General features: G+C 75.5%; 12 protein-coding genes. 3 read left to right on the top strand and 9 right to left on the bottom strand.

All coding sequences use genetic code 11. The annotated features are described in order from the left end of the window. Positions 1 to 5 precede the first annotated feature (5 nt). The 7 genes from ACI79Z_RS14045 to ACI79Z_RS14015 form a co-directional block, all read right to left on the bottom strand. The gene (locus tag ACI79Z_RS14045) at positions 6 to 965 is read right to left on the bottom strand and encodes a VWA domain-containing protein (RefSeq protein ID WP_456902970.1); all 960 of its coding nucleotides are present in this window, start codon (positions 963 to 965) and stop codon (positions 6 to 8) included. 31 nt (positions 966 to 996) lie between these two features. After that, the gene (locus ACI79Z_RS14040) at positions 997 to 2,016 is read right to left on the bottom strand and encodes a DUF58 domain-containing protein (RefSeq protein ID WP_387989718.1); all 1,020 of its coding nucleotides are present in this window, start codon (positions 2,014 to 2,016) and stop codon (positions 997 to 999) included. Next, positions 2,013 to 3,281 carry an AAA family ATPase gene (locus ACI79Z_RS14035; RefSeq protein ID WP_456902969.1) on the bottom strand — a complete coding sequence of 423 codons (1,269 nt, stop codon included), beginning with the start codon at positions 3,279 to 3,281 and terminating at the stop codon, positions 2,013 to 2,015. Before ACI79Z_RS14035 ends, ACI79Z_RS14040 begins: the two co-directional genes overlap by 4 nt. Before the next feature lie 389 nt (positions 3,282 to 3,670). After that, positions 3,671 to 5,062 carry a C40 family peptidase gene (locus tag ACI79Z_RS14030; protein WP_456902968.1) on the bottom strand — a complete coding sequence of 464 codons (1,392 nt, stop codon included), beginning with the start codon at positions 5,060 to 5,062 and terminating at the stop codon, positions 3,671 to 3,673. Positions 5,063 to 5,209: 147 nt separating this feature from the next. Continuing rightward, entirely contained in the window at positions 5,210 to 6,748 is a 1,539-nt protein-coding gene (locus tag ACI79Z_RS14025) for an AMP-binding protein (RefSeq protein ID WP_456902967.1), read from the bottom strand. 65 nt (positions 6,749 to 6,813) lie between these two features. Next, positions 6,814 to 7,242, bottom strand: coding sequence for a DUF1772 domain-containing protein (locus ACI79Z_RS14020; RefSeq protein WP_456902966.1), 429 nt, complete (start codon positions 7,240 to 7,242; stop codon positions 6,814 to 6,816). A gap of 79 nt (positions 7,243 to 7,321) precedes the next feature. Then, positions 7,322 to 8,080, bottom strand: coding sequence for an SIR2 family NAD-dependent protein deacylase (locus ACI79Z_RS14015; protein ID WP_387992880.1), 759 nt, complete (start codon positions 8,078 to 8,080; stop codon positions 7,322 to 7,324). Between the two features lie 140 nt (positions 8,081 to 8,220). On the opposite strand from ACI79Z_RS14015, the gene ACI79Z_RS14010 reads away from it, so the two are divergent. From ACI79Z_RS14010 to ACI79Z_RS14000, 3 genes are read left to right on the top strand one after another with little or no spacing between them, the layout of a single operon-like run. Continuing rightward, on the top strand, positions 8,221 to 11,073 hold the full coding sequence (locus ACI79Z_RS14010) for an aconitate hydratase (RefSeq protein ID WP_456902965.1): 2,853 nt from the start codon (positions 8,221 to 8,223) through the stop codon (positions 11,071 to 11,073). 18 nt (positions 11,074 to 11,091) lie between these two features. Then, entirely contained in the window at positions 11,092 to 11,847 is a 756-nt protein-coding gene (locus ACI79Z_RS14005; RefSeq protein WP_387992886.1) for an SDR family oxidoreductase, read from the top strand. Next, positions 11,844 to 12,551, top strand: a complete 708-nt coding sequence (locus ACI79Z_RS14000; RefSeq protein WP_456902964.1) for a sirohydrochlorin chelatase — start codon at positions 11,844 to 11,846, stop codon at positions 12,549 to 12,551. Before ACI79Z_RS14005 ends, ACI79Z_RS14000 begins: the two co-directional genes overlap by 4 nt. A 9-nt stretch (positions 12,552 to 12,560) precedes the next feature. Here ACI79Z_RS14000 and ACI79Z_RS13995 read toward each other — a convergent pair whose 3' ends face one another. Both ACI79Z_RS13995 and ACI79Z_RS13990 read right to left on the bottom strand, forming a co-directional pair. Then, positions 12,561 to 13,430 carry a sulfurtransferase gene (locus tag ACI79Z_RS13995; RefSeq protein WP_456902963.1) on the bottom strand — a complete coding sequence of 290 codons (870 nt, stop codon included), beginning with the start codon at positions 13,428 to 13,430 and terminating at the stop codon, positions 12,561 to 12,563. Continuing rightward, a complete protein-coding gene (locus tag ACI79Z_RS13990) occupies positions 13,427 to 13,894 on the bottom strand; it encodes an SgcJ/EcaC family oxidoreductase (protein ID WP_387992895.1) in 468 nt (155 codons plus the stop codon). The genes ACI79Z_RS13995 and ACI79Z_RS13990 overlap by 4 nt, the downstream gene beginning before the upstream one ends. Positions 13,895 to 13,936 lie beyond the last annotated feature (42 nt).

Here is a 13,936-nt window from a genome sequence, read left to right as displayed (position 1 = left end):
GTCCGTCAGAAGAGGCGCTGCAGGCGCCAGGCCGCGAGGCCCAGCCCGCAGGCCAGCAGCAGCGTGGCGACGCGGACGAACCAGTACGAGACGTCCCGCGGCTCGGTGGTGTAGCCGATCTGGCTGCCGAGGTCGTCGTAGACCGCCTCGAGCTCGGCGCGGCTGCGCGCCTCGTTGTACTGCCCGCCGGTCTCGTCGGCGATCTGCCGCAGCGCGTCGCGGTCGATCGGCACCGGCGTCACCTCGCCGCCGATCTCGATCGAGCCGTAGTCGGTGCCGAACGCGATCGTCGACACCGGCACCTCGGCCGCCTGCGCCGCCGCGATGGCCTGCGTGTTCTCCCGGCCCACGGTGTTGTAGCCGTCGGACAGCAGCAGGATCCGCGCCGGCGGCAGCTGCTCGGGGTCCTCGACGTCGAGCGTCGACTGGAACGTGGTGATCGTGGTCAGCGAGGTGAAGATCGCCTCGCCGATCGCCGTCGCCTCCGACAGCTCCAGGTTCTGGATCGCGCCGCGCACTTGCTCGCGGTCGGTGGTCGGTGCCACCAGCGTCGAGGCGGTGCCGGAGAACGACACCAGCCCCAGGTTGATCCGCTCCGGGAGGATGTCGACGAAGTCGCTGGCGGCGTCCTTCATTGCCTCGAACCGGCTGGGCTCGATGTCCTCGGCCTGCATCGACAGCGAGACGTCCAGCGCGAGGACGACGGTCGCGGTCTCCCGCGGCACCCGGACCTCGGTGCTCGGCTGCGCCAGCGACAGCACCAGCCCCAGCAGCGCGGTCAGCGTCAGGCCGAACGCGACGTGCCGCACCCAGCCGGCCCGCTTCGGCAGCAGGCTCTGCGCCAGCCCGGTCTGGGAGAACCGCGCCGCGTACACCCGGCGGCGCAGCTGGCGGACGACGTAGAGGACCGCCAGCGCGACGACGGGGACGAGCGCGATCAGCCACAGCGGTGACTGGAAACTCACGGGCGGGCCTCTCTCGTGGTGCGGTGGGAGCTCACCGGGACGCCCCGCCGCTGCCGGCGCGCCGCCGGTCGGCGACGAACCGGACGACGTCCATCACCCAGTCGCGGTCGGTGCGCAGCTGCAGGTGCCCGGCCCCGGCGCGGCGCAGCGAGGCGGCGATCGCCCGCCGCTGCTCGGCCGCGGCCTCGGCGAAGCGGGCGCGGAAGCGCGGGTCGCCGGTGGGCACCTCGAGCGTCTGCCCGGTCTCCGGGTCGACGACGGTCAGCGGGCCGACGTCGGGCAGCTCCAGCTCGCGCGGGTCGACCACCTCGATGGCCAGCAGCTCGTGCCGGGCGCCCAGACCCCGCAGCGGGCGCTCCCAGTCCAGGTCGCCGAGGAAGTCGGAGACGACGACCACCAGCCCGCGGCGGCGCGGCGGGCGGCGCAGCGTCTCCAGCGCCGCAGCCAGGTCGCCGCGGCGGCCGGTCGTGGCCCGCGGGGTGGCGACGACGGCGCGCAGCAGCCGGTCGGCGGCCAGCCGCCCCGCCTGCGCCGGGTACCGGTCGACCCGCTCGCCGGTGGTGACGACGGCGCCGAGCCGGTTGCCGCCGCGCACCGTGAGGTGGCTGACCGCGGCGAGCCCGGCGATCGCGAGGTCCCGCTTGTCGCAGTTGCCGGTGCCGAAGTCGAGGCTGGCCGAGAGGTCGACCACCGCCCAGGTCTCCAGCTCGCGGTCGGCGATCGTCTCGCGGACGTGCGGCACCTGCGTGCGGGCGGTCACCGGCCAGTCCATGCGCCGGACGTCGTCGCCGGGGTGGTAGGTCCGGGAGTCGCCGGCCTCGCTGCCGGAGCCGGGCACCAGACCGAGGTGGTCGCCCTGCAGCAGCCCGTCCAGGCGCCGGCGGACGGTGAGCTCCAGCCGCTGCAGCAGCACGTCGGCCGGGCCCTCGCCGAAGTGCGGCAGGTCGCCGTCGGGGTCGGCCGTCGCGACGGCAGGGGCGCCGGCGTCGGGCTCGTCGGCGGGCGCGGCCGGGTCCTCCCCGGTCCGCGCCCGGCCGCGCCGCAGTCTCACGCCTGCGGGGTCCCCGGGACGTGCCCGTTGCCGCCGGGAGCCTGGGGCGCCTGGCCGTTGCCGGTCCGGGCCTGCGGGGGCTGGCCGTTGGGGACCGGGCCGCCGGGCTGGGGCTGCGGGGCGGGCGGGAAGCCGGGCCCGTAGGGGCCCTGCGGACCGCCCTGCGGCGGGCCGTACTGCGGCGCCCCCGGCGGCGGCACCTGCGGCCCGCCCGGCGCGGCCGGGCCGAAGCCGCCGGCCCGCTGCCGCGGGGTGACCTGGGGCAGCGGCACCGTCTGCAGGATCCGCTTGACCACGTGGTCGGCGGGCACGCCGTCGGCCAGCGCGTCGTAGGACAGCACCAGCCGGTGGCGCAGCACGTCGGTGGTGACGTCGAGGACGTCCTGCGGCAGCACGTAGTCGCGGCCGCGGACCAGCGCCAGCGCCCGGCTGGCGGCGATCAGGCCGAGCGAGGCGCGCGGGCTCGCGCCGTAGGAGACCCACGAGGCGACGTCGTCCATGCCGTGCTCGCGCGGCTGCCGGGTGGCGACGACGAGCCGGACGACGTAGTCGACCAGCGCGTGGTGCACGAACACCTGCGAGGCGGTGCGCTGCATGCGGCGCAGGTCCTCGGGGCCGAGGACGGTCTCGGGCACCGGCGGGTTCGCGCCCATCCGGTAGATGATCTCGCGCTCCTCCTCCGGCGTCGGGTAGTCGACGAGCACCTTCATGAGGAAGCGGTCGCGCTGGGCCTCGGGCAGCGGGTAGACGCCCTCGGACTCGATCGGGTTCTGCGTGGCCAGCACGAGGAACGGGTCGGGCAGCGGGTGGGTGACGCCGCCGATGGAGACCTGCCGCTCGGCCATGACCTCCAGCAGCGCCGACTGCACCTTCGCCGGCGCGCGGTTGATCTCGTCGGTCAGGACGAAGTTGGCGAACACCGGGCCGAGCTCGGTGTCGAAGGCGTCCTGCCCGGCCTTGTAGATGCGGGTGCCGAGGATGTCGGCCGGCACCAGGTCGGGGGTGAACTGCAGGCGGGCGAACTTCCCGCCGACGACGGTGGCCAGCGTCTCGACGGCGAGGGTCTTCGCGACGCCGGGCACGCCCTCGAGCAGCACGTGGCCGCGGGCGAGCAGGGCCACCAGCATCCGCTCGACCAGCCGGTCCTGGCCGACGATGACCCGCTTGATCTCGAACAGCGCGCGCTCCAGCAGCGCGGCGTCCACCGAGGGCGGGACCGGTGCGCCGGCGGGCTTCTCGAGCGGGGTGCTGGCGGCGGTGGTCACAGGGCTCCCTGTCGTGCCGGTCCGCGGCCTCCGGACGCGTCACGGGAGCGACACGGGGGCCGGTGACGGGGCCTCTCGCCCGTCCCACGAGCCAGTGTCCTACACGCGGCCGGGAGTCCGACCGCCGTGCGCGCTGGCACGCCGGGCGCCCGTCCCGGGGTGCTCCGCGCGACGCGCCGGGCGACGCGCCGATCGGAGGACGAAGGCCGCGGCGCGCCGGGTCTTCCCCCTGCCCCGCCGGGGCCCCTGCTGCTAGCGTGGCCCCTGCGTCGGGCAGCTCCCCCCGTGGCTGCCCGACGCCCCGAACTCTCGCCCCGTCCGCTCCCCGTGGCCTCCCCGCAGGGTCCCGCCGCGGGCCTGCGAGCGGCGGGGGGCAGCGAGGTCCTCCCTCAGGCGGTCGGCCGCACGGCTCCGAAGTAGTCGCTGCCGTACCACATCGACGACACCCGGACGACGTCGCCGCTCTGCGGCGCCTGCACCACCTTGCCGTCGCCGATGTAGAGCGCCACGTGGTAGATGTCCAGGTACGAGCTGCCGTTGGCCCAGAAGACCAGGTCACCGGCGCGTAGGTCCGCCCGGGCGACGGTCTTGCCGCGGTTGAGCCACCACTGGTCGCGGCTGGTGCCGCCGATCCGGATGCCGGCCTGGGCGTAGGCGTACTCGGTCAGCCCGGAGCAGTCGAAGCCGTAGACCCGGGTGTCCGGCGGGATGCCGTAGGACGGGCCGTTGGCGCCGCCACCGCCCCAGCTGTAGGGCAGGCCGCGCTGCGACAGCGCCGCGTCGACGGCCGTCTGCACCGCCGAGCCGGAGGGCGCGCCGGCCGTCGTGGTGGCCGGCGGCGTCGGGTTGCTGCTCGACGACCCGCCCGACGACGACCCGCCCGACGACGGGCGGCTCGAGGACGAGCCCGACGACGAGCCCGACGAGGACGACGACGAGGAGGACGAGCTGCCGGCCGGGCCGGGCGACGGCGCGGCCTGGCTCGCCGAGGCGGCCGCCGCCTGGCGGGCGGCCGCGGCGGCCTGGGCGGCCGCGGCCTCGGCGGCGTCCTGCTCCGCCTGCATGCCGGCCACCTGCTGCCCGGCGGCCTCGGCCTGTGCGGCGAGGGCGTCGCGCTGCTCGGCGAGCGCGGCGCTCTGCTCGCGGGAGGCGGTCTCCTGGGCCTGCGCGCCGGCCAGCGCCTGGGCGGCCTGCTCCTGCAGCGTCTCGGCCTGCACGGACGCCGTCTGCGCCTGCTGCTGGGCCTGGGTGGCCTGCTCCTGCAGCACGGTCAGCTCGCCGACGACGTCGACGCGGTGGGTGCCGGCCGCCTCGAGCAGCGCGGCGCGCTCGACCAGCTGGGCGGGGCCGGCGGCGGAGAGCAGCGCGGTGGCGCCGGGCGCGGTGCTGCCCTGCATGTAGACCGTGCGGGCGTGGCGGGCGACCTGCGTGCGGCCCTCGGCGAGGTCGGCGTCGGCCTGCGCGGCGGCGGCCGTGGCGGCGTCGGCGGCCGTGCGGGCGGCCTCGTAGGCGGCCCGCGTCTCCTCGTAGTCCTGCAGCGCGATCTGCGCGGCCTGGTGCGCCTCCGCGGCGGCGGCCTCGGCCTGGGCCAGCTGGGCGCTGAGCACGCCGACCTGCGCGGCGGCCGCGTCGCGGGCGGCCTCGGCGGCGGCGATCTCGGCGTCGCTCGGCGCGGCCGACGCGGTGCCCGGCGCCAGCCCGAGGACGACCAGCCCGGCGACCGCCGTGCCCGCCGCCCGGACCGCCCAGCGGTGATGTCGCGTGCGCGTACCCGTACCCACGTGCCGACCCCTCCCGGTGCGCCGGCGTCGCAGGCCGGGCGCTGGTCTCCGGACGCCCGTGCGGGCGCCACCCGGACCGGTTGTCGACCGGTCCGGGTGACCTCCGGAGGGGCAGGCGGGCGGATCTCCCCCCTAGGGGGGAGCGCGCTAGTTCACCTGGCGGCCGCCGGTCCCCGACCAGAACGGCTCGCGCAGCTTGAACTTCTGGATCTTGCCGGTGGCGGTGCGGGCCAGCTCGTCCCGGAACTCGACCCGCTTGGGGGCCTTGTAGCCGGCCAGCCGGGACCGGCAGTGGGCGATGATCTCCGCCTCGGTCGCCGTCTCGCCCTCGGCGAGCACCACCAACGCGGTCACCAGCTCGCCCCACTTCTCGTCGGGGATGCCGATGACGGCGACCTCGGCGACGGCGGGGTGGCTGAAGACGGCGTCCTCGACCTCGATCGAGGAGACGTTCTCACCGCCGGTGATGATCACGTCCTTCTTGCGGTCGGAGATCGTCAGGTAGCCGCCGTCGTCGAGGCTGCCGCCGTCGCCGGTGTGGAACCAGCCGCCCTCCAGTGCCTCGGCGGAGGCGTCGGGGTTCTCCCAGTAGCCGGCGAGCACGGTGTTGCCCTGCGCCAGCACCTCCCCGGACTCGCTCACCGCGATGCGGGTGCCGATCGCCGGCACGCCGGCGCGCGACAGCCGCCTGGCGCGCTCCTCGGGGTCGAGCTCGTCGTACTCGGCGCGCGGCCGGTTGATCGTGAGCAGCGGCGCGGTCTCGGTGAGGCCGTAGATTTGGTTGAACTCCCAGCCGAGCTCGGCCTCGACCCGGGCGATCGTCCGCGACGGCGGCGGCGCCCCGGCGACGACGATGCGCACCCGGTCGCGGCCGGGGACCTCGCCGTCCCACTCGGCGGCGGCGTCGAGGACGGCGTTCCACACCGCCGGCGCGCCGGACATCATCGTGACGCCGTGCCGCTCGACCCGGCGCAGGATCTCCGCGCCGTCCACCTTGCGCAGCACCACCTGGCGGGCGCCGACGCCGGCCATCGTGTACGGCAGGCCCCAGCCGTTGCAGTGGAACATCGGCAGCGTGTGCATGTAGACGTCGCGGTCGCCGACCTGCATGTGCATGCCGAAGGTGACCGCGTTGACCCAGATGTTCCGGTGGGTCATCTGCACGCCCTTGGGCCGCGCCGTCGTCCCGCTCGTGTAGTTGATCGTGGCGGTGGCGTCCTCGTCGGGCTCGCTCCACGGCCGCGGCTCGGCGTCGAAGGCCAGCAGCTGCTCGTACTCCTCGCCGGTGGTGAACCGGTGCTCGGCCTCGACGCCCTTGAGGCTCGCCTCCAGCTCGGGGTCGACCAGCAGCACGCGCGCGCCGCAGTGCCCGACGATGTAGGAGACCTCCTCGGGGTTGAGCCGGAAGTTGACCGGCACCGCCACGCGCCCCGACGACGGGACGGCGAGCAGCACCTCGAGCAGCCGGGCGGCGTTGTGGCTGACGACAGCGATCCGCTCGCCCTCCCCCACACCGAGCGCGTCGAGGCCGGCCTGCAGCGCGCGGCCGCGGCGGGCCACCTCGCGCCAGGTCACCTCGCCCACCGACGGGGCGGGCTGGTCCGGTTCGTCCACGACGCCGACGCGGTCGCCGTAGACCAGCTCGGCGCGGTCGAGGAAGTCGCGGGTGGTGAGGGGCACGCGCATGCCGGGCTCCCGGTGGCCAGGGCTGCCGGCGCGCCGGTCAGCCGCTCGACGTGGTCGGGGTCACGCTAGCCGCTGACGAGCAGCAGCCACCCGGCCGCGACCGTGCCGAGGGTGGCGGCCACCGCCCGGACGGTGTCCGCCCGCAGCAGCCGGCCGAACGCGCCGGCGTCGAACCCCTCGCCCAGCCGCCGGTGCAGCGGCACGGCGAGCAGCGCGGTGACGCCGAGGACGACGGCCAGGCAGGCGCCGCCCGCGAGCACCGGCAGCAGCGGGACGCCGTCGGGCCGGGCGGCCAGCAGCCACAGCGTGGTGACGCCCTGCCCGGCGAACAGCGGGCCCACGACCCGGGACACGCGCCGCTGGTGCGCCCGCTCGTAGGCCGGGAACGCCGCGGCCGGGACCTGCGCGAACTGCGGGTAGACCAGTGCCCGCACGGTCCACTGGAAGCCGGCGTAGGCCGCCGTCAGCGCCAGGTGGACGACGAGCAGGGTCACCGCGTCCGCAGGACGCGCGCCCGCCGCGGCAGCTCGTCGAGCACCGGTGCCCGATGGCGCGCCTCCGGTCCGGCCCGGGTCACGCCGTCCCCAGCAGCCGCGGCAGCGCCGTCGAGATGGGCTCGCGGACGACGAGGTCGGCCAGCCCGTCGTAGGGCGTGGGCTCGGCGTTGACGATGACCACCCGCGCGCCGTGCGCGGCGGCGATCTCGACCAGCCCGGCCACCGGGTACACGACCAGCGAGGTGCCGACGGCGAGGAAGACGTCGCAGTCCGCGGCGGCGGCGGCCGCGGCGTCGAGGACCCGCTCGTCCAGGGCCTGCCCGAAGCTCACCGTCGCGGACTTGAGGATGCCGCCGCAGACGGTGCAGGCCGGGTCGGGGTCGCCGGCGTCGATGCGGGCCAGCGCCTCGTCCATCGACGTCCGGTCCCCGCACGACAGGCACTCGACCGCGTGCACCGTGCCGTGCAGCTCGAGCACCGCCCGCGGCGAGGACCCGGCGGCCTGGTGCAGCCCGTCGACGTTCTGGGTGAGCAGCGCCCGCAGCCGGCCCTGCCGCTCCAGGTCGGCCAGCGCCCGGTGCCCGGCGTTCGGGGCGATCGTGGCCGCCCGCACGTCCGCGCGCATGCGCCACGCCTTGCGCCGGATCTCCGGGTCGGCGACGTAGTAGGACAGCGTCACGAGCTTCTCGGCGTCCGGGTCACGGGTCCACACGCCGTTGGGGCCGCGGTAGTCGGGGATGCCGCTGTCGGTGGAGATCCCGGCGCCGGTCAGGACGGTCACCCGCCGGGCCTGCGCCAGCCAGGCGGGCAGCGGGTCGGGGACGGCGCCGGTCACGCGCCCCACGGTAGGTCGCCGGTGGGAGCGACGTCACCGGGGAAGGGAAGGGTCGCCTCACCAGTGCGTCTCCGCAGGCGGCTGGGATGATGGGGGGTGGCATTCAAGCCCGATGGACTCTCGAGGGTGAGGCGCAAGCAGTGGCAGCCAGCAAGGACAGCTTCGGAGCCCGGTCGACGCTCAGCGTCGACGGCACCGACTACGACATCTACCGGCTCGACGCGGTCGAGGGCGCAGACCGGCTCCCCTTCAGCCTGAAGGTCCTCCTCGAGAACCTGCTGCGCACCGAGGACGGCGCGGACATCACCGCCGACCACATCCGGGCGCTGGCGAACTGGGACCCCTCGGCCGAGCCCGACCAGGAGATCCAGTTCACCCCGGCCCGCGTGGTCATGCAGGACTTCACCGGCGTCCCCTGCATCGTCGACCTCGCCACCATGCGCGAGGCCATGGCGGAGCTCGGCGGCGACCCGAACAAGATCAACCCGCTCGCCCCGGCCGAGCTGGTCATCGACCACTCGGTCATCGCCGACGTCTTCGGCACCCCGGACTCGTTCGAGCGCAACGTCGAGATCGAGTACCAGCGCAACGGCGAGCGCTACCAGTTCCTGCGCTGGGGCCAGGGCGCCTTCGACGACTTCAAGGTCGTCCCCCCGGGCATGGGCATCGTCCACCAGGTCAACATCGAGCACCTGGCCCGCGTGGTGTTCCCGCGGCAGGAGGGCGACCGCGTCGTCGCCTACCCCGACACCTGCGTGGGCACCGACTCGCACACCACGATGGTCAACGGCCTGGGCGTGCTGGGCTGGGGCGTCGGCGGCATCGAGGCCGAGGCCGCGATGCTCGGCCAGCCGGTCTCGATGCTCATCCCGCGCGTGGTCGGCTTCAAGCTGACCGGCGAGCTGCCCGAGGGCTCCACCGCCACCGACCTGGTCCTCACGATCACCGAGATGCTGCGCCGGCACGGCGTCGTCGGGAAGTTCGTCGAGTTCTACGGCGAGGGCGTCTCCGCGGTGCCGCTGGCCAACCGCGCCACGATCGGCAACATGAGCCCGGAGTTCGGCTCGACCGCGGCGATGTTCCCCATCGACGAGGAGACCATCGCCTACCTGCGGCTCACCGGCCGCTCGGCCGAGCAGGTCGCCCTGGTCGAGGCCTACGCCAAGGAGCAGGGCCTCTGGCACGACCCGTCGCGCGAGCCGGCCTTCTCCGAGTACCTCGAGCTGGACCTGTCCACGGTCGTCCCCTCGATCGCCGGCCCGAAGCGGCCGCAGGACCGCGTCGCGCTGTCGGACGCCAAGGCCTCCTTCCGCGCCGCGCTGCCGGACTACGTCGCCGACGACCAGACCGGCGGCGACGACCGCAAGCCCGGCGTCCCGCAGAACGAGCAGCCCTACGGCGTGGTGTCCGCGGCCGACGAGGCCTCGGCCGAGTCGTTCCCGGCGTCGGACCCGGTGAGCCCCTTCGCCCACGGCAACGGCGAGGACGGCAAGCCGCACCCGTACCTGCCCGGCGAGTCGCTGCCCGACCGGCCGAACAAGCCGACCAGGGTGGTGCTCGAGGACGGCACCGAGACCTTCGTCGACCACGGCCACGTCGTGATCGCCGCGATCACCTCCTGCACCAACACCTCCAACCCGCAGGTGATGCTCGGGGCGGCGCTGCTGGCGAGGAAGGCCGTCGAGGCGGGCCTGCAGACCAAGCCGTGGGTCAAGACGACGCTGGCGCCCGGCTCGAAGGTCGTCACCGACTACTACGAGAAGTCCGGCCTCACCCCGTACCTGGAGAAGCTCGGCTTCTTCCTGGTCGGCTACGGCTGCACCACCTGCATCGGCAACTCCGGCCCGCTGCCGGAGCCGGTGTCGGCCGCGGTCAACGAGGCCGACCTCGCCGTCGTCTCGGTGCTGTCGGGCAACCGGAACTTCGAGGGCCGGATCAACCCCGACGTCAAGATGAACTACCTGGCCAGCCCGCCGCTGGTCATCGCCTACGCGCTGGCCGGCTCGATGGACGTCGACATCACGTCCGAGCCGCTGGGCAAGGGCAAGGACGGCCAGGACGTGTACCTGCGCGACATCTGGCCCTCGCCGGCCGAGGTGCAGCGGGTCATCGACGAGGCGGTCTCGGCCGAGCAGTTCGGCCGCAGCTACGAGGACGTCTTCGCCGGCACCGAGCAGTGGCAGAACCTGCCCACGCCCACCGGTGACACGTTCTCGTGGGACGCCGAGAGCACCTACGTCCGCAAGCCCCCGTACTTCGAGGGCATGCAGGACCGGCCGGCCCCGGTCCAGGACATCACCGGCGCCCGGGCGCTGGCGGTGCTCGGCGACTCGGTGACCACCGACCACATCTCGCCCGCGGGGTCGATCAAGGCCGACAGCCCGGCCGGGAAGTACCTGCGCGAGCACGGCGTGGAGCGGCGCGACTTCAACTCCTACGGCTCCCGCCGCGGGAACCACGAGGTCATGATCCGCGGCACCTTCGCCAACATCCGGCTGCGCAACCAGCTGGTGCCCGGCACCGAGGGCGGCGTCACCAAGAACCACCTGACCGGCGAGACGACGACGATCTACGACGCCTCCGTCGCCTACCAGGAGGCCGGCATCCCGCTGGTCGTGCTGGCCGGCAAGGAGTACGGCTCCGGCTCGTCGCGCGACTGGGCGGCCAAGGGGACGGCGCTGCTCGGCGTCAAGGCGGTCATCGCGGAGAGCTACGAGCGGATCCACCGCTCCAACCTCATCGGCATGGGCGTGCTGCCGCTGCAGTTCCCCGAGGGCGAGAACCGCGAGTCGCTCGGCCTGACCGGCGACGAGGAGTTCACGATCACCGGGATCACCGAGCTGAACGAGGGCCGCACGCCCCGCACGGTGAAGGTGAAGGCGGGCGACGTGGAGTTCGACGCCCGCGTCCGCATCGACACCCCCGGCGAGGCGAACTACTACCGCAACGGCGGGATCATGCAGTACGTCCTCCGCTCGCTGCGCAACGCCTGATCGGAGGCTGATCCCCCGATGGACCTGGGCCTGGGCGGTCGCGGGTACCTGCTCACCGGCGCGAGCCGGGGGCTGGGCCTGGCGACCGCCCGGGCCCTCGTCGCCGACGGGGCCCGGGTCCTCGTCAGCTCCCGCTCCCCCGAGTCGGTCTCCGCGGCCGTGGCGGAGCTGGGCGACGGCGCGTCCGGGGTGGCCGCCGACCTCGCCGACCCCGGCGCCGCCGACCTGCTCGTCGGCCGCGCGCTCGAGGTGCTCGGCCGGGTCGACGGCGTGCTGGTCTCCGTCGGCGGCCCGGCGCCGGGCACGGTGCTGACGACGGCGGAGGACGACTGGCGGGCCGCCGTCGACAGTGTGCTCCTCGGCCCCCTGCGGCTGGTCCGGGCGCTGGAGCCGCACCTGTCCGCCGGGGCGGCGATCGGGTTCGTGCTGTCGACGTCGGTGCGCCAGCCGATCGGGCACCTGGCCATCTCCAACGCGCTGCGCCCGGGCCTGGCCATGACCGCGAAGGCGCTGGCCGACGAGCTCGGCCCGCGCGGGATCCGGGTGGTCGGGCTGATGCCCGGCACGATCGCCACCGACCGGATCACCGACATCGAGGCCGCGTCCGGCGACCCGGCGGCGATGCGGGCGCGCACCGAGGCCGGCATCCCGCTGCGCCGCGTCGGCGAGCCCGACGAGTTCGGCCGGGTGGCGGCCTTCCTGCTCTCCCCCGCCGCCGGCTACGTCACCGGCACGATGGTGGCGGTCGACGGCGGCGTCCTGCGCACCCCGTGAGCGACGCTCCGGTCCTCGTCGCGTGCGCGCACGGCACGCGCAACCCGACCGGGCGCCGGCTGGTCGCCGAGCTGGCCCTGGCCGCGCGCCGGCTGCGCCCGGGGCTGGTGACGACGGCCGCCTTCGTCGACGTGCAGCCGCCCACGGTGGTCGACGTCGTCGCGGGCCTCGCCGCGGAGGGGCGGCCGGCCGTCGTCGTGCCGCTGCTGCTGTCCGGCGGGTACCACGTGCACGTCGACATCGCGGGCGCCGTGGCCGCGCACGAGTCCGCCGTCGCCGCCCGCCCGCTGGGCCCCGACCCGCGGCTGGCCGACGTCCTCTCCGACCGGCTGGTGCAGGCCGGCGCCGACCCGCGCGACCCCCTCACCGCCGTGGTCCTCGCCGCCGCGGGCTCCAGTGACCCGCGGTCGGTGGCCGACGTCGAGGACACCGCCGACCTCCTGCAGCGCTCCTGGGCCGGCCCCGTCACCACCGGCTACGGCTCGGCCGCGCAGCCCCCGGTCGCCGACGCGGTCGCCGCCGCGCGGAAGGCCGGCGCCGAGCGGGTCGTCGTCGCCGCCTACCTGCTCGCGCCCGGCCACTTCCACGGCAGGCTGGCCGAGGCCGGCGCCGACGTCGTCACCGCTCCCCTGCTGCCCGACGAGCGCATCGCCGCCGTCCTGCTCGACCGCTACGACGCCGCGATCGGGAGCCGTCAGGGCTAGGAGGGTGCCTCAGGGGCCGGTGGCGACCGGGCGGGACGGGTCGGCCGACCACTGGGACCAGGAGCCCGGCCACAGCGCCGCCTCGACGCCCGCCTCGACGAGCGCCGCCACCTCGTGCGCGGCGGTCACGCCCGAGCCGCAGTAGACGCCGACCGCCGTCCCCGGCCGGACGCCGAGCGCGGCGAACCGCTCGGCCAGGTCGGTCCGGAACCGGCCGTCCGCCCGCAGGTTCTCCCCCGTCGGCGCGCTCACCGCGCCCGGCACGTGCCCGGCCCGCGGGTCCACCGGCTCGCGCTCGCCGCGGTAGCGCTCGCCGGCCCGCGCGTCGAGCAGCACCCCGCCGCGCGCGGGGAGCGCCGCGGCCTCGTCGGCGGTGAGGGTCGGCATGCGGCCGCCGGTCAGCACGACGTCGCCGGGTTCCGGGACGACGTCGCCGGTCTCCAGCTCCCCGCCGGCCGCGACCCAGGCGTCCAGGCCGCCGTCGAGCAGCCGGACGTCGGTCAGCCCGCCCCAGCGCAGCAGCCACCACGCCCGCGCGGCGGCCTGCCCGCCGGTGGCGTCGTAGGCGACGACGGCGTCGCCGGACCGGATGCCCCACCGCCGGGCCGCGGCCTGCAGGGCCGCAGGCGACGGCAGGGGGTGCCGGCCCCCGGCGGCCGACGGCGGTGCGGCGAGCTCGGTCTCCAGGTCGACGAACACCGCGCCCGGGAGGTGGCCGGCCAGGTACCGCTCCCGGCCGTGCGGGTCACCCAGCGCCCAGCGGACGTCGAGCAGCACCGGCCGCCGCCCCGCCGGGAGGTCCGGCCCCGCCGGGAGGTCCGGGCCCGCCGGGAGGTCCGGCCCCGCCAGGAGGTCCGCGGCCGCCACCAGCACGCTCACCGGGCGGTGGCGAGCAGCCCGCGCAGCTCCTGGGTCAGCGCGTCCCGGGCGTCGCGGCGGCCCAGCCACGCGGCCGGCGTCGCCTGGAACAGCGTGGTCTTCCAGCGTCCGCCGCCCTCGTCGACGGCGACCAGCGTGTGGATGCTGTGCAGCCCCGGGTCCACGTCGTCCTCCCCCGGCGGGATCATCCCGGCGTGCGCGTGCAGTACGGCCACGCCGTCAGTGACCGCGCGCACCGAGCGGACCACGGCCACGTAGGTCGCCGTCGGGTGGCTGCCGAACACCCGCCGCAGGTCCGAGGCGATCGACAGCCGGCCGCTCACCGACGTCCCGTCGTAGCCGATCATGTCGCCGTCGTCGGCGAAGACCGCGGCCACCGCCGCGCCGCTGCGCCGGTTCCAGCCGTCGACGAAGTCGGCGTAGAGGGCGCGGATCTGGGCGTCGTACGGGTGCGCGGACGTCACGGAGCTCCTCCTGGTGCAGCTGGGGCAGGAGGAACGCTAGTT

It is taken from the genome of Geodermatophilus sp. SYSU D00663 (assembly GCF_054050655.1).
Note: the sequence above shows the minus strand (reverse complement) of the source record. Positions and strands in the feature narration are given on the sequence as shown.